Origin of the sequence: Anaplasma ovis str. Haibei (assembly GCF_002214625.1) — a bacterium.
Classification (GTDB): domain Bacteria; phylum Pseudomonadota; class Alphaproteobacteria; order Rickettsiales; family Anaplasmataceae; genus Anaplasma; species Anaplasma ovis.
Genome location: NZ_CP015994.1, coordinates 151,265 through 167,365 on the forward strand (window position 1 = coordinate 151,265; position 16,101 = coordinate 167,365).

A 16,101-nucleotide genomic window follows, 5' to 3' on the forward strand; every position below is an offset into this window, starting at 1 on the left:
GGTTGTGTGGCTACGAACTACGCTTTCCCATGACATCCAGAACAGTTTTACCTATTACTGCCGGAGTTTCTGCCACAGCAACCCCAGCGCGCTTCATGAACTCGATTTTACCCTTGGCTGTACCCGAGCTTCCAGAGGATATGGCACCGGCGTGCCCCATACGTTTGCCTGGAGGAGCAGTCTGCCCGGCAACAAAGCCGACCACAGGTTTTTTTGTGCCTGAAGATTGGAGAAACTCTACCGCTTCCTCTTCCTCAGAGCCTCCTATCTCGCCTATTATAACAATACCGTGCGTTTCCTCGTCTTCTAAGAACAGCTGCACGCAATCTAGAAACGACATCCCATGAACTGGGTCCCCCCCGATTCCTATACAAGTTGACTGGCCCAGCCCTACCGCTGTGGTCTGAGCTACTGCTTCATAGGTTAGGGTTCCAGAACGGGAGACCACTCCTATGTTACCCTTTTTGTGGATGTACCCCGGCATAATGCCTATCTTGCACTCTTCTGGTGTTATTATTCCAGGACAATTCGGACCAATCATCCGACTTTTAGAGCCAGCAAGCGCCCGCTTAACCTGCACCATATCAAGAACGGGTATGCCTTCTGTAATGCAAACTATTAGCTCAATTTCAGCTTCTATAGCCTCGAGTATTGCATCAGCAGCGTACGGGGCAGGGACGTATATTACACTCGCGTTTGCTTGAGTTTCGGCTTTTGCCTGTAACACGGTGTCAAACACTGGTAACCCAAGATGTGTAGTGCCGCCCTTTCCAGGGGTTACTCCGCCGACCATCTTGGTGCCATAGGCGATTGCCTGCTCGGAGTGAAAAGTCCCATTAGAGCCGGTAAGGCCTTGACATATAACCCTTGTGTACTTGTCCACCAAAACAGACATGCGTTCTCCTACCTTCTCTCATTTACCATCTTAACAATAAAGCTGGCGGCCTCGTCCAAGTCTGTTGCTGCGGTTATTCCAAGACCAGAATCGTCTAGAAGTTTGCGCCCAATCTCGAAGTTAGTACCGGACAATCTGACCACGAGCGGTACGTCCACACCAATCTCCTTGGTGGATTCTATTATGCCTTTGGCTATTACATCACAGCGCATAATACCGCCGAATATGTTTACCAGTATGCCCTTCACACCGCTTTGTAGTATTATATTGAAAGCCTCACGCACTGCCTCTTGGCTTGCGCCCCCGCCCACGTCTAAAAAGTTTGCCGGCTCTCCACCATAGTACTTTATTATGTCCATAGTTGCCATAGCAAGGCCCGCGCCGTTTACCATGCAGCCTATATTGCCGTCCATCTTTATGTAGCTCAGCCCGTGCTCTGCAGCTTCCAGCTCCTCGACTGCGTACTCATCTGGATCTTGTAGTTTTGCAACTTCTGGGTTGCGGTACAACCCATTGTCGTCAAACGCGATCTTCGCGTCCAGCGCGAGAAACTCACCACTAGATGTCTCAGCCAAGGGGTTGATTTCTACCTGGCTCGCGTCTGTTTCTACCAAAACTTTGTAAATCTTGCGTGCCATGGACGCGACACCAGAGACTTGCTTTGGACCAAGGCCAAACCGGCGGCACAACTCCTGCCCATGGAAGGAACGGAAACCATACAGGGGATCAATATGTACAACGGAAACCATATCGGGACGCTCTTTTGCTACCGTTTCGATATCAACACCGCCCTCGCTGGAGAAGATAACGCTAACCCTACCAACGCCGCGATCTACAACCGCACCTATGTAGTACTCCTTGCCTATGTCAGCTCCCTCTTCCAGGTAAACCTTATTGACTTTCTGCCCCTCAGGGGAGGTTTGGTGGGTTACCAGAACGGAGTGCAGCATCTGCTCCACGAGCGACTTCACTTCGTCTCTGGTATTTCCTATCTTGACACCTCCGGCTTTACCCCTGCCTCCAGCGTGGATCTGGGCCTTGACCACTACCGGGCCTGGAGCCAGATCTCCTAGCAGGCGATCAACCTCCTCGACTGACTCAACCACGACACCCCGGGGCACGGTGACACCGAAGCTACTCAAAACACCCTTCGCTTGAAACTCATGAACGTTCACAACTACCGCTCCTGCAAAACACAAAGACCGCACACAAACACGACGGCAGCAGCGGGTGCATATGGACTACGCTGCCAACGTGGGAAACCCAGGCCGCAAAAACTACCCATCATCAGAGATTAGAGGCCTGCAAATATTGAAATGTCTGGCGCTTATCTGAAATCTTCCAAGTTTGGGCTCAGAAGATGCGCCGTGAAGCTTTTTCCGCCTTCGCTCGCAATCGTCCCTCTTTCTGGCGCGCTTCTCAGAGGGTTTCTCATGGTGAGTTATTTTCATCTGCCGCGGCTTACCCTCCCTCTGAAGCTTCTTCTTTAGGGTACGTATGCCCTGTTCTATATCTCCATGATATACGACAACCTCAACCAAACCAAAACCTCTCAAAGACTAAACGATACGGAGCCACATGATAACACAACAGCCCATGTGGTCAAACTTTTTCTTACCTGGGACTACCGTCGGACAGCCAACAACATCACCCTTCCAGAAGCTCATTCACCTTCCGGCTTGTCTGCTCTAGCTGTTCTTTCTGTAGGGGCACGAAGCCCAGGTTTACCAAATATCCAGAGCCCCCGATCGACTCTGGGCGCAGCACCTCCTTGACGAACTCTTTCAACCCAGGGGTGCTTTGCAGGTGCTCCCTCTTCACATAGATGTAAATTGGCCTGGACAGCACGTACTTTCCGGAAGATATTGTGTCATAGTTGGGCTCAACGCCGGCAACCTTATTTCCTTGTATTTCTCCCTGGTTCTTCACCAAGAAGCTGAAACTCAATATACCAAAAGCATTGCTGTTCTTCGATATTTTGTGTATCACCACGTTCTCACTAGTGGCAACTTCTATGTACTTTCCGTCATTCCTTATGCTGCTGCAAACCCTTTTTCTCTCCTCCAAATTTGGGTACGAGTCTACAAAGTTCTTAGCGCTCATGCATACCCCGCTGATTGCGGTGTCGACAAGAATATCATAGGTTCCGGTATTTTTGTGGGGGCCATAAACCTCGATCTCATGTTCAGGCAAGCCGGGACGCACCTCCGACCACATGCTATGCTTGTTTATGGGAACCTTACCGTACTCATCAGACAGGCTGTACTTGCTTAGAGCGCCGAACAAGTCCACCAAGGAAAAATCAACTTCCTCCTTTTGCTTAGCGCTTGCTACTACTATGCCATCGTAGCCCAAACCTATCTCGATCATGTCCTTCACGCCGTTAACGCCGCAAAGCTCGACCTCCGCATCCTTGATGCGCCTAGAGGACATCGCTATGTCTGGTGTATCACTGCCGCTGCCAGCGCAAAACATGTTAAAGCCCATGCCGCTGCCCACAGACTCTATGACCGGGGTCCTATAGGCGGAGAACCTACCGAACTCCTCGGCGACAGAGGAAATAAAGGGGAACACGGTAGAAGAGCCGACTACCCTAATCTGATCAGCTCCAGCTCCTAACGCAAGTGCGACAAGCGCCACAAAGGAAAACCCCCAAAGCCCCATACTTTCCTACTGCCTCACCAAGGACAACACACGAAATGTACCACTGCCATGCTTAACTAAGAATTAAGCATGTGACCGCTGACAAACTTAAACAGCTCATCGCCTTGGCCCTCAGACGCATTAAAATCTGGCGCGAAATGCCCAACGTACTTGCCTTTCCCATTGATTAGGTACATGAAGGTTGAGTGATCGATGTCACCATCACTTGCCTTTTTGTCACCCACGTACACCTTGTAGTTCTCGACCGCGCTCTTTATGTCCGCTTCCTCACCTGTGAGCATCTGAATTCTTGCGTCGAAGGCCTTGTGATACTCCCGTAACTTTGCGACAGTGTCGTTCTTCGGATCAACAGTTATGAACACAACTTGCAACTTATCGGCATGGTCGCCGAGCTTATTGAGGAGTTGAGAAGCCATTCCTAACTCAGCAGGACACGTGCGCTTGCAGGCCGAAAAGCCGAATATCACCAACATATGCCTGCCGCCAAAATCGCCGCTACTGACGGTGACCCCCTCGTGGTTAATCAAATTGCTGAAAGATGCGGAGGCTATGCCCTCGCTCGCAACTTCGGAGGTGGTGAACCTCTCGCCGATTTTACTGAAAATGCCCTTCTTGTTCACATAAGAGTATCCTAGGAACACGGCAGCAACGAGCAGCAGCAGGTTAGACACAATCTTGAAAATTCTCATCTATCACACTCCAACGAACACTCAAAAATGCGCCACATTGCCGGACGGCAAAAATGAGCAGGCGCAATCGTAGCACCTATGCCCAGATTGGTCAAGCAGCCATAGCACACTGAGTATGCCAACACAAAGCCAACCTTGCAATTAACCCGAAAGGGTGTGTGTGGTTATACAACATAAAGTTGAGGTCTAACGTTCGGAAAGCGCCAGACAGCTTTCTGCTTCCTTGACCAAATCTTCCATAATGTGCTTGACGCTTTTTATGTTCGTCACAAAACCAACGCTTTGCCCGGCCATCAAGGAGCCATCATGCACGTCACCTTCAATAACAGCCCTTCTCAATGACCCGGCCCAAAACCTCTCAATCTTGCGCTGCCCCTCTTCTTTCGAGATTTCCCCGCGGTTATATAGCGATATTACTTCGCGCTGTAATTCGAGAAAGCGCGTACTTGCTTCATTTGCTATGGCTCTTACCGGTACTACGGGGAAGTCTTTGCTAAGTTGTACAGATGGCACTGCGTCTCTGGAAGAGGATTTTATGAACACCTCTTTAAATTTAGGATGTGCCTTAGATTCATGCGAGCACACAAACAAAGTTCCTATCTGGCAACCACTCGCCCCCATGCTCAGATAGCTGCTTATCATGTCTCCCGTGCCTATACCCCCGGCTACGAAAACCGGGAAGTCGCTCAATTGCTCACTCTTCCGGAAAAAGGGTAAGATTTCCTGAGCTAGTACCGAAGTGCTAACTGGGCCGATATGACCACCCGCTTCCATGCCCTCTATCACTAGCCCATCTGCTCCCATTCTGACCAGCCTTCTCGCAACGGCAAGCGAAGGTGCGAAGCACATGCTTTTCACTCCGGACCGCTTGATCAAGTTTAGGGTTTTGCTGGTTGGGATCCCGCCTGCCAACACTATGTGAGAAACCTTTGCGCGCACGCAGACCTCGATCTGGTTATCCAGATCTGGGTGTATAACGATTAAGTTGACTCCAAAATTTTTGTCAGTTAGCCGCTGGGTTTCCTCTATTGCGGCTTGCAGCTCCTGAGCGTACATTGCGCCGCAGGCCAATACTCCGAAGCCCCCCGCATTTGAAATGGCAGATACAAGGTTGGGCTCTGACACCCAACTCATTGCTCCTCCCATGATAGCGAACTCACTGCCTAGGAAGTCCGCCCCCTTCTTCCACAAACGTGAAAGCACTTTCAGATGATCCTCTTAAAAACGTTTTCTTTATCAAAGATTACGTGCTTTACTGCCCCGAGAATGTGCAACACAACGACGAAAACGAGCGTGAAAACTGCAACCTCATGCACACCGGAAAAGAATGCTGAGACTGACTCGTTCTTCGGCACTATGGCCGGTACTGAGAAGTATACCATGTACACCGGATGCCCAGCCGCTGACGACATAATATACCCTGACACAGGTACGCACAGCATGAGCAAATATAACACGAAATGAGTTGCTTTTGCGAGGACAATGGAGGTTCTTGATATCCCCTCCGGATAGGGCGGAGTAGTGGAAAGAAGACGCAACACAACTCTAACTCCCAACAAGGCCAGCGCCACCATTCCACATGCCTTATGCACCATGAACATCAGCCTCTTGGTCGGCTCGTCAGCGGGGGGAGCGTACACCATGAGAAACCCCAAGGTCAAAATTCCGATGATTCCCAAAGCCATAACCCAGTGAAGAACTCTGACTGGCAAAGAAAACCTGTCGCCCACCATGACAACCCCTGCACTCGACAAAGACAGCGCGTGTGTACCACGAGATTGCCCACGCGGCAACAAAAATCTGTGTAGATTGCTCGCGCCATATCCAAGATAGTGCGAGCATAATATTGCCGCAGTTTGTGCATCTGGTTGAACTGTTATAGCGCAGCGCAATCCTGTTACGAGCATCGCTTATATTTCGGACTGATGGCGCAGGCGCTGATGTATCGATTTTTTAGTTGTATTTTCCCGCAAACTTTTCCGGAAATTTTTCAGTGGTGCCAGTAAAAATATAAACTATAATCCACGACAGTTGGTTGAGGGAGTGTCAGTGCCGTAGTGTTGTTGAGGTTTTCTAGGCATCTCTTTTTTGTGATACTGGCGCTGGTTTTCGCTTCGCCTGTCTTCTCCCTGGTGGTTGTATTTTTTGCGGAGAGCGGAAAGGGTTTCGGTCTGCTTGCCACTCTACTACCCGAGTATGTTTTTAATACTGGGGCACTCATGGTAGGTGTTGGGGCCGTAGTAGCGCTTATAGGAGTTATGAGTGCTTGGTTCATAACTTACTACTCGTTTCCCGGACGTAGGATATTTGAGGTGGCGCTATTTTTGCCGCTTTCAATACCTGGATACATAGTCGCCTATGTATATGTGAACATGTTCGGGTTTGCTGGTCCAGTACAAAGCGCGCTGAGGGAATTTTTTAATTGGGAGAAGGGCGACTATTACTTTCCTGATGTAAAATCGTTGGCGTTTTGCACCCTAATTATAGGGTTTAACTTGTACCCATACGTGTATATGCTTGCCAGAACAGCATTTATCGCGATTAGGAACAGCGTAGCCGTCGCCACCACGCTGTGCTGCTCTAGGTACAAAATTTTGACATCCGTCGTGATTCCTGCAGTTTGGCCCTCTATGGTTGCAGGTGTGTCACTGGTACTGATGGAAGTGATAGCAGACTTCGGCACCCCACAATTTTTGACTATAAATACGCTTACCACGGGAATATACAGACACTGGTTTCTTTTACACGATAAGTACTCCGCGTGTATACTGGCGCTTTTGGCGCTTTTTTTCGTATTTTTGCTCATGGTGGCGGAAAAGTTTTTGCGTCGTGATGAGGACTCCTACTCTGCCATAAAAATGAACACGAACTATTGCTACAGGTGGCACTTCAACAGCAAGTTGGTCATAGCATTCATATACTTCGTGTGCCTGCTGGCAGTGTTTTTGGGGTTCGTGCTACCGGTAGCGCCGCTAATATACTGGACGCTGGAGAGGCTACCTACCATAAACTACGCTGAGTTCTTTCCTGTGGTGCTTAATAGTGTGGGAATCGCGCTTATAACCGCCACCATAGTGGTTACAATAGCCATAGTTATGCTATGCCTTACCCGGGGTAGGCAGGGGTTGTCTTACGTTGTGAGGTTCGTCTCCATGGGATATGCGATTCCCAGCACCATAACCGCGGTTGGGATTGTTATTTTGCTAGGGAAGCTGTCTCAGCTTATTAGCGAGAGGTTTCTCAATGTTGCGCTCATTGGCACTATAGTTGGTTTGTTATATTCCTACACGTTTAGGTTTCTTGCCCTATCCGTAGGCCCGATCGAATCTGGACTAAACAAGATTCCCAGAGAGGTAGACTGGTCTTCGATGTTGATGGGGCACGGTGCCACCTCAACCTGCGTTAGGGTACACATTCCCATGATCAAAAAAAGCGTGATGGTAGGCTTTTTATTGGCATTTGTTGATACTATCAAGGAATTATCTGCAACCCTGATAATACGACCGTTCAATTTTGAAACTATGGCCACGCGCATATACGAACTGGTTGCGGATGAAAGGCCTATGGATGCCGCGCCGTATGCGCTGGCAATCGTGCTTATGGGGCTATTATCGGTGATTGTGCTTTGCCAAGTATTTCAAAACGACAAGGTACGTGAGAACAGAATAAATGAGTATGTGCCCTGAACGGGTACAGAGCGCGTTGCTGTTCGTACTGTAAAATGCGGCTCCAGTGTACCACAGCAACGCAAAGTGCCATCGCTCATAGCCATGTATAGGTTTAAACATAGCATATTCTGGCCTCGACTAGAAGGGGCAGGGGAGTTGTGATGCCTGGGTGGTGGTGCACCTGAGGTTTGCTATATCAGTACAAACTTAACACGGCCCGGCCGGCAGCTGTTGTTTTAGCAGTCGGTCAACCACTGCTTTATCTCTCCTTGAATGCCTTCTCAAAGGTGCTAGTTATGGGCGTCAAAAGATAATTTAATAAAGTGCGTGAGCGCGTTACCACAAACACCTCCGCAGGCATTCCGTGGTACAGCTTGAGGTTTTTGAATTTTCCTGAGTGAGCTGACTTAGGAATCACCACCCTCAGTGAGTAATACTTTGCACCGCTCGGGTCAGTCAATGCGTCTGCCGAGACTTGAGTCACTATGCCATCAATTAGCCCAAACTTACGAATATTATAAGCACTGAGCCTGACCTTGGCTCGCAATCCACTGTGCTCCCCGCTGGTGATCAAGTTCTCTTCAACGGCCCTTGCCGATAGAACTTCCTCTATGTTCCTGGTGGGCATTTTAGCGTCTATTATGAGGTCATCATCCGCTGGCACCACCTCAAGTATTGCGCCCCCTGGGGGTATAACTCCCCCCTCCGTGTGGTATCTTAGCCCGGTAACGATGCCATTTTGCGGAGATCTGATCACCGTGCGCTTTAGCACGTCCTCAGCGGCCATTAACCTCTCTCTTAGGTCGGTCACTGAGGCGTCGGTTTCCTTAAGCTCGGAGTTTGTTCTGTCAAGCAATGTATTTGTAATGTGGATCATCTCCAACTGATTTTCTCCAATTTTCTGTTCCGCACTTGCAATTTTAGCCCGGATATGGCCAAGCTTTCCCTCTGCGTCGGCGTGCGCACGTTCTAGGTTTAGTATGTAAGGCTTGCTTATGTACCCCTCCTTGAGCAAACTCTTTTTCGCCTCAAGCTCCTCGCTGATCAACTTATACTGCTTTTCTTCTGACTCAAGCTGAGCGGCCAGCCCCGACAGCTCCTGGTTTAACTGCTTTATGCGCTGCTCTAATATACTCAGCTGACCGGATACACTTTTTCTCTGAGAGTAAAACAACTCCCTCTGGTTTCCCAGTACCTTATCTACCACATCTGCGTTTGACAAATCGCGGATTCCTGGGGGAAAGTCAATACTCCCGGAGCGGTTTTTAGTTGCTAGCAGCCTTGCCTCTGTCGCAAGTAGGACCAGCATCTTCTCTTTAATTATCCCCAGGTTAGCTTTTGCTGCTGTATCGTTAAGAAGCACAAGGGGCTGGCCCTTACTAACCACGTTCCCGTCCTGCACTAGTATCTGGTGGATTATGCCCCCCTCAAGATGTTGTACCACCTGCCTATTTAGCGACGAGACTACCTCTCCAGGTGCTATGACGGCGCCATCTAGTGGTGCAGTTGCTGCCCATACGCCGAAGAAGCCGAAGAACGCTACCACAACAACTAATCCAACAAGTAATGGGCCCCATGAGGCCTTGAGAGCCTCATTCTCGCCCTTTTTTTCTATTCTAAATATGAAACTTATGATCCCATCTACTAGGGATAGTGACTTTTCTACAAACTTGAACCTCCCGGCGCCATTTTCTTTTTCTTTGTGTAGGGAGTTGTGTCCTAGCAGTCTAGGCAAGGAGAAGTCCAACCTCGCCATGGACACTGCCTTAGCAATTTTACCGTACATAATTCCGGGCATGGAAAGAACAGAACAGACTTAATACCACGAAAAGGCCACCGCAGAAATTTATTTTTGTATTTACCACAGATGCCAAACACGCTTTGGCTAATCGAAGTGTACGTCAAAAACCTTAAATACCCTCGGCAGCATGCCTTTGACAGAATTTTTCAGTTTGTGCAGTGCCAACACCGCCTCGATGCGTCGGCTCATGAAGGACAGGGTCTCAGAGGCATTTTCAGAGGAATCTTGCACCAAATAGACAAGTGACGAAATGTAGACAGAGCCAGCCGTCCACCTTTTTGTGTAGTAGCTAAAATTAGTTGCGGAATCCCCGGCTAAATGCCAAACTGCATCCATAACTTTGAAGACAAGAGAAGCAAAAAAACAGGTATTGTGGGGTAGCAGAGCAAAGCTAAGCATAGACTTCACCAACTGTTTGGAATTTGGCAGAGAAGCGTTGTATAGTATGCACAGCTCCAACAAGTAGCCGACTTTATCGCGCACCCTAGGTAACTCATCCGGGCTTTTGTTCTGGAAAGAGCGGGTCACGGATTCTATCAGCTCCTCATGGAAATACTCCAACACGTCGTGGATGCCCCTGTGGAACTTGCAAAAACTGTTTTCCAAACCCAGCCTCTTGCAGGCCTCACGCAGGGTTTCGTCACTTACCCCCATATGTGACATGAGCGATATAGCCTCGTCACTTATCCTGCGTACTTCGCGGCTTTCAAAGCTGTGCGACGCGTCTGTAGTATGCTCCATAGCCAAGCAAGATTAGTAACTGCGGAATTGTATCACGTGTGTGTACGAAATACATTCAATTAGTTTACTATGTGCTGCGCCAACAATAGAAGGGTATAATGCCCTACCGAAGGGGTTATGGTCTGACTGAGCCAATATGTACTAGGTGGCAATTTGCCATGAATGCGCCAGCATAGAACAACCTGCAAGTGTGTGGGCCGGTATCAAGCATTTATGAAGCCTACGGATGGCACATTTCGTCAATGGGGTAAGCCCACATCTTTGGTGCGGGGAAGGCGCGCATCCATCAGCCAATTCCAGAACCTATGTCTTTGTTGTGCTATTTATGTAACTTTCCTAAACTACTTGCTTGATGCGGCGGTTCGGCGTATTGACAGCTGCAGTACTTACCTGTACCATGCCGCCCCGTGGTTGTAGGTTGGTGTCATTGGGGTAGGTAGATTAAAGATATGGCTTTGCTGCCCTACTATCGCGGGAAAAAAGTTGCTGTTTTTGGTTTGGGGGAAACAGGGACCTCTACCATGCGTTCCTTGGTTCAAAGCGGTGCGCGTGTTCTGGCTTGGGATGACGATGAGCGTGTCTTGCGTAAGAGCAGGGAACTTTTTGCTGGATGCGAGTTTGTGCACCCTTATGAGTATAAGTGGGATGAAATTTCTGAGTTAATTCTGAGCCCAGGTGTTCCACACTCTTGCCACAACGAGCATTGGGTTGTTAGGCTAGCCAACCGTGTGGGTTGTCGCATAACCTCCGATGTTGAAATATTCTGCCGCTCTCGGCCAGCGCGCCTAATAGGTGTAACTGGTACCAACGGAAAATCTACCACTGTAGAGCTAATTGGGTGGATCTTAAACCGTGCGGGGATTGACTCAGAGACGGGAGGAAATATAGGCGGGAAGGGGGTGCTCTCGCTTCCTCAGGGAAAGGCGACGTATATTCTGGAGCTTTCTTCATATCAGCTTGAGCTTATGCACGGGGTAAGCTTGGATATTGGGGTAATACTCAACATAACACCAGACCACCTCGACGTTTATTCAAGCATGGCTGACTATATTGCCGCGAAGGGGAGAATACTGGAACTTAGTAACCTGTTAGTGGCCAACTGTGGGGACGATAACACTGCGCGTCTATGTGAGAATGTAGAGAATATGGTGGAATTTTCCTGCGAGGAAAAACTTGGTAAAGGCGTATCCGTACTGGACGGCCACATACACTTTCAGGGCAGGGTTGCGGAGATTGGTGACCTTAAAATTGACAGTGCCAGCAATGCCGAGAATATTGCTGCATCTTATGCCGTGGCGAAGAGCCTGGGAGTATCTGATGAAGTGATTATTGCATCCATCAGGGAGTTTCCTGGATTGCGGCATCGCAACCAAGTTGTTGCGGAAATTGCTAACGTGACATTCGTCAACGATAGCAAAGCGACAAACGCCGCTTCAGTTGCGAAGGCTCTGATGGGTAGGGAAAATGTGTACTGGATTGTTGGGGGGAAGAGCAAGGATGGCGGAATAGAGCCTCTTCTTGACTTGTACGCAAACCGCATAAGCAAGGCCTTCTTGGTGGGGGAAGCAGCAGATAAGTTCGCTGTAAGCCTGCATAAAGCCCAAATTAAGCATGTCATGTGTTATGATGTTTATAGCGCTGTGCAAGTTGCCTTTGCTGAGGCAGTTGCAAGTGGGACCAGGGCCACTGTCCTGCTGTCTCCCGCCTGCAGCTCGCTAGATCAGTGGAAAAATTTTGAGGAAAGGGGAGAGGCGTTCTGCGCAGCCGTAGCCGAACTTGCAGAACCCCACGAGTTACGCGAGACCACCGCACAATAAAGACGGCGTGCTTTCTGCTCTACGCTACTCGTGCAGTACAGGTGACCAATGGGCGTTTGAGGCGTTCGTCGGGACATCTAAAATTTGCGTGTTGGTGCCAGTTATGTCGACAGTTACAAGCCTGGACCTGAACGGGTGAGTTGCAGATGGAGGATCCTGCTGCGTGAAAAGAATCACTCGGCCATTTGGGGACCAAGAAGGGCTGTCAACTATATACCCTTTGGCCAAAAGCTTCTCATCACTTCCGTCAGGCTTCATAATCCCCACGTGGAAACTCTTTCCCTCGGTTTTGGTAAAGGCTATCCAGTCTCCTCTGGGCGACCACGCCGGGGCAGAATACCCGCCCTTGCCAGAACTAATTCTGCGCTGGTTCGTGCCATCCGCATTCATGACGTAAAGCTGTGGCCTTCCACTTCTGTCAGAGTTGAAAACTATATACTTCCTGTCCGGCGAATAGGAAGCCGAGGTATTTATGGACTTGTCATTGGTAAGCCGGGTAGACCTACCGCTTTTCAGGTCTATCGAATATATATTTGTTGCACCCTGCGCAGATTCTGACAGCAAAACATGCCTACCATCCGGGGAAAACCTTGGCGAGGAGTTTACCCCTCTAACCCCTCCAAGCGCGGTTGAGTAGCCAGTTTCCAGGTCATGCAGCACCACACTGCCACCGGATTTTGCATATGACATATACACCAGGTTCCGCGCATCGGGAGAAAATCTGGGGGTGGAGACGAACTCTCCCCTGCCGGTAATGTATATGTTGTTAGCGCCATCCTGATCCATTATTGCGATTCTCCTGGACCCGGGCAACCCCGTCTCTGCCACGTACGCTATGCGAGTGTTGAAATACCCGCCTTCCCCGGTAATTCTGCTGTATATGCTATCAGACATGGAATGTGCGGCACGCCGCCAATTCCCCGTCGCAAAGTTGAAGGATTTGCCGGACAGCTGCCTACCTGAGGCCACGTCCCATATGAACAGCTTTACTTTCACCCTGCCTTGAGCAAACTCTTTAATGCTTCCAGTTACCAGAACATCCCTAGCCACAGACGTCCAAGCGTCAGAATCAGGCATCCCTTCCGATGTGGTACCAAAACCCCCAGCGGGCAACTTCCAGCTTGCATCAAAGATTCCGGTGCTGTTCAAATCACGCAGCATCACCCTGATGCAGCTCTTTCCTATCTCCTTCTCCAGGTTTGTGGAAGAATGCATCGGGGCTACTGAGATCTTGACCTTTTCGGTATTACCCTTTGTGATGTCAACACCAAGCGCGGCCACAGCTCCCTGGCAACCCAACAGAAACACGGCAACGGCAGGAAGTACGTAAGCAAAGAAGAAAATCCGCACCTCAACCTACCACACGTACTCCATCTGCACTTCAACCAGCGGTCTGCCCTTCAAAATACCTTTCAGGGACCCGAATACTACGTCCTTGACATAACTCTTCACGTTTCTCGGCCTTGAGTTAGAAAGCCCAGAGCCGATCTTTCTAGCCATTTCGCTCAATAGTACCCTGTCCTCAGAACTGTCTAATGCTCCTGGGGCAATGACCATTGGCTCTTTGACCAACTCATGCTCTCTATTCATAAGCAGGGTAACAACCACCATTCCGGCATTCTTCATTTTCCTGCGTGCAGACATCACGCTGCCCTCAGGGTGACGCAGAAAGTTGCCGTCAATTCCAAAAACCCCACAGCCTACGGAGCCTACCTTCTTGCCCTCAACCAGGTCAATAACGTCTCCGGGAGCCGAAACTACACAACCCTTTATACCACACTCCTTGGCTAGCTTAACATGCTCATACATGTGCATATATTCCCCGTGTACGGGAACACACAACTTCGGCCTCGTCAGGGAATACAGAGTGCGAACTTCCTCCCGGGATGGGTGCCCAGATACGTGCACGCCCTCGGTGAACTCCGTCACCACCTCAACGCCCATCCTCACAAGCTTGTTGAAAACTCCGAAGATGCGCCTCTCGTTGCCCGGAATTATCTTTGAAGAGAAAACTACAGTATCCCCCTCACCAAGCTCGGCTAAGGGGTGAGACTTGCTAGCAAGCCTAGCAGTTGCGGCAAGCGGTTCACCCTGACAACCAGTACAGAGGTATAGTATGTTCTTGGCCGGTATGCTCCCAGCCTGTTTTGCATCGACAAACTCTGTGGCATCATCAATATACCCGCAATCTCGTGCGGCCTGTATCGCCCTTGCTAGCGACCTACCCAGAACAACAACCTTCCGGTTAGACGCCTTGGCAATCTTGCTAAGCGTACAGATCCTAGCGATGTTCGAGGCGAAAAGCGCGATAGCCACTTTGCGTTTGCTCGCCTTCACTATGCTAAGAATGTTTTCATACAAACTTCCTTCAGAGCCCGACCTACCCTCGGTAAATATATTGGTTGAGTCAGAAATTACAGCCAACAGCCCATCGTCTCCAAGCCGCTTGAGCTTGTCTAAATCAGACATGGGGCCTACAACAGGGTCACTATCCAGCTTCCAGTCTCCAGTATGGAGCGCACTCCCAAAATCAGTATGAACGGCCACTGCGTGCATCTCGGGAGTAGAGTGCGTCATGTGGACGAACTCAAGCACAAAAGGCCCCAGCTCCAGCTTAGATGCCGGATCCACCTCTTCAATGGGGACGTCCATAGAAAACTGAGCCAGCTTCGCCCTAAGCAGGGCTGCGGTGAACTTTGTGGTGTACACGGGGCACCTTAGATCTGCCCACAAGTAAGGTACAGCTCCTATGTGGTCTTCATGTGCGTGGGTCAAAACTATTCCGAGCAAATCCTTGCGCTTTTTCTTTATGAAGCTGATATCGGCAACAACCATGTCCACTCCCGGCATCGCATCGCCGTCAGCAAACCCGGAACCCAGGTCAACAATTATCCACTTTCCATGAGCATGATACAGCGTGACGTTCATACCTATTTTGCCTACGCCACCCAAGGGCAGAAAGAAAAACCCGCTACCAAAATCCATTACTAAAGTTACAAAACATCACAACCTAAATACGGGCCATAGATAGCACATATGTGCGTGTGTTTAAAGAAAAACATTTGCTTATGCATTTTGGAGAAGGTATAAATGACCCGTACCAAGCCGTCTCGCATTTGTTGTTGCAGAGGTTCTTTGGTATTAATTGCTTGCCTGCGGATGCCACCTGGGTTGTCGTGGCGTGTTCTCCATACCGGGTGGTGGCTTTGCCCGCTCGGTTTTTGATGGTTGCTTATGGGGCGTGGTTTTACAGCTTATGGTATGGTGTAGATGTGGGCACTCCTCCGTCTTCTGCAGGCCACTGCAGTTTTGCTGCTACTTGTGAGCAACTACTGGCTGTTGGGTTCTGAGTGCGTGAAGGTCGCTATGCTTGCGTTGTCTGGGCTCACCATGGCGATTGCGCTGCTGTTTGCCACCCGGTATGACTGTTTGGGGAAATGCGTTAGTAGCGGAGAGCTACAGCCAGTGTATCCGGTACGTTGTGCGCCCATGCTGTACGACTTGATGCATATCGTTCTTTCAGCAGCGTTTTTGTATTCCGTACTATTTTTGGGGGCAGGTTTTACCAGTGAGTTTACACCCGGATGGATGCCAGATACATGCGTGGTCATTTGCTCTGCGCTTCTATTGCTCTGGTGTGCGCACGTTGTCTGCAGAACGTTGCTTGCGCTTTCGGGGTTGTGCGCAGGTTGCCTGCCTACTATTAACGGTAGGTCTGGCGATCTGGTGTGTGATGTAGCGTTGCGGATAAACGGGAACGCGGTTTCCAAAGTCGGTGTGCCTGGCTTTGAAGTCAGCGCAGTTTTGTAGTAGTTTGTAGTGAGAT

At 49.7% G+C, this 16,101-nt stretch carries 14 protein-coding genes; 3 read left to right on the top strand and 11 right to left on the bottom strand.

Annotated elements, in window-relative coordinates:
• Positions 1–10: 10 nt before the first annotated feature.
• The 7 genes from sucD to AOV_RS00695 form a co-directional block, all read right to left on the bottom strand.
• Entirely contained in the window at positions 11–895 is an 885-nt protein-coding gene (gene sucD / locus AOV_RS00665; RefSeq protein WP_075138730.1) for a succinate--CoA ligase subunit alpha, read from the bottom strand.
• A gap of 8 nt (positions 896–903) precedes the next feature.
• Entirely contained in the window at positions 904–2,070 is a 1,167-nt protein-coding gene (gene sucC, locus AOV_RS00670) for an ADP-forming succinate--CoA ligase subunit beta (RefSeq protein WP_075139434.1), read from the bottom strand.
• A gap of 102 nt (positions 2,071–2,172) precedes the next feature.
• Complete coding sequence (gene rpsU, locus AOV_RS00675) at positions 2,173–2,436, bottom strand: 30S ribosomal protein S21 (RefSeq protein ID WP_075139435.1); 264 nt, start codon at positions 2,434–2,436, stop codon at positions 2,173–2,175.
• 106 nt (positions 2,437–2,542) lie between these two features.
• Positions 2,543–3,559: a substrate-binding domain-containing protein gene (locus AOV_RS00680; RefSeq protein WP_075138731.1), complete on the bottom strand. Its 1,017-nt coding sequence runs from the start codon at positions 3,557–3,559 to the stop codon at positions 2,543–2,545.
• 56 nt (positions 3,560–3,615) lie between these two features.
• On the bottom strand, positions 3,616–4,248 hold the full coding sequence (locus tag AOV_RS00685) for an SCO family protein (protein ID WP_075138732.1): 633 nt from the start codon (positions 4,246–4,248) through the stop codon (positions 3,616–3,618).
• Between the two features lie 186 nt (positions 4,249–4,434).
• Positions 4,435–5,451: an NAD(P)H-dependent flavin oxidoreductase gene (locus AOV_RS00690; RefSeq protein ID WP_075138733.1), complete on the bottom strand. Its 1,017-nt coding sequence runs from the start codon at positions 5,449–5,451 to the stop codon at positions 4,435–4,437.
• Positions 5,452–5,453: 2 nt separating this feature from the next.
• Positions 5,454–6,155 carry a cytochrome b gene (locus AOV_RS00695; RefSeq protein WP_233497180.1) on the bottom strand — a complete coding sequence of 234 codons (702 nt, stop codon included), beginning with the start codon at positions 6,153–6,155 and terminating at the stop codon, positions 5,454–5,456.
• A 150-nt stretch (positions 6,156–6,305) separates the two neighbouring features.
• On the opposite strand from AOV_RS00695, the gene AOV_RS00700 reads away from it, so the two are divergent.
• On the top strand, positions 6,306–7,934 hold the full coding sequence (locus AOV_RS00700; protein WP_075138735.1) for an ABC transporter permease: 1,629 nt from the start codon (positions 6,306–6,308) through the stop codon (positions 7,932–7,934).
• A 241-nt stretch (positions 7,935–8,175) separates the two neighbouring features.
• Here the strand turns inward: AOV_RS00700 and AOV_RS00705 are convergent, their stop codons facing one another.
• Both AOV_RS00705 and AOV_RS00710 read right to left on the bottom strand, forming a co-directional pair.
• Positions 8,176–9,714: an HlyD family type I secretion periplasmic adaptor subunit gene (locus AOV_RS00705; RefSeq protein WP_075138736.1), complete on the bottom strand. Its 1,539-nt coding sequence runs from the start codon at positions 9,712–9,714 to the stop codon at positions 8,176–8,178.
• Between the two features lie 87 nt (positions 9,715–9,801).
• The gene (locus AOV_RS00710; protein WP_075138737.1) at positions 9,802–10,458 is read right to left on the bottom strand and encodes a COQ9 family protein; all 657 of its coding nucleotides are present in this window, start codon (positions 10,456–10,458) and stop codon (positions 9,802–9,804) included.
• A 449-nt stretch (positions 10,459–10,907) separates the two neighbouring features.
• On the opposite strand from AOV_RS00710, the gene murD reads away from it, so the two are divergent.
• Positions 10,908–12,275, top strand: a complete 1,368-nt coding sequence (murD, locus tag AOV_RS00715; RefSeq protein ID WP_075138738.1) for a UDP-N-acetylmuramoyl-L-alanine--D-glutamate ligase — start codon at positions 10,908–10,910, stop codon at positions 12,273–12,275.
• Positions 12,276–12,299: 24 nt separating this feature from the next.
• On the opposite strand, the gene tolB is transcribed toward murD, so the two are convergent.
• Together tolB and AOV_RS00725 are read right to left on the bottom strand one after the other, a co-directional pair.
• Entirely contained in the window at positions 12,300–13,625 is a 1,326-nt protein-coding gene (gene tolB / locus AOV_RS00720; protein ID WP_075138739.1) for a Tol-Pal system beta propeller repeat protein TolB, read from the bottom strand.
• A gap of 6 nt (positions 13,626–13,631) precedes the next feature.
• Positions 13,632–15,260 carry a ribonuclease J gene (locus tag AOV_RS00725; protein WP_075138740.1) on the bottom strand — a complete coding sequence of 543 codons (1,629 nt, stop codon included), beginning with the start codon at positions 15,258–15,260 and terminating at the stop codon, positions 13,632–13,634.
• 285 nt (positions 15,261–15,545) lie between these two features.
• Here AOV_RS00725 and AOV_RS00730 point away from each other — a divergent pair, with 285 nt between their 5' ends.
• The gene (locus AOV_RS00730) at positions 15,546–16,085 is read left to right on the top strand and encodes a hypothetical protein (protein WP_233497181.1); all 540 of its coding nucleotides are present in this window, start codon (positions 15,546–15,548) and stop codon (positions 16,083–16,085) included.
• Positions 16,086–16,101: the final 16 nt, after the last annotated feature.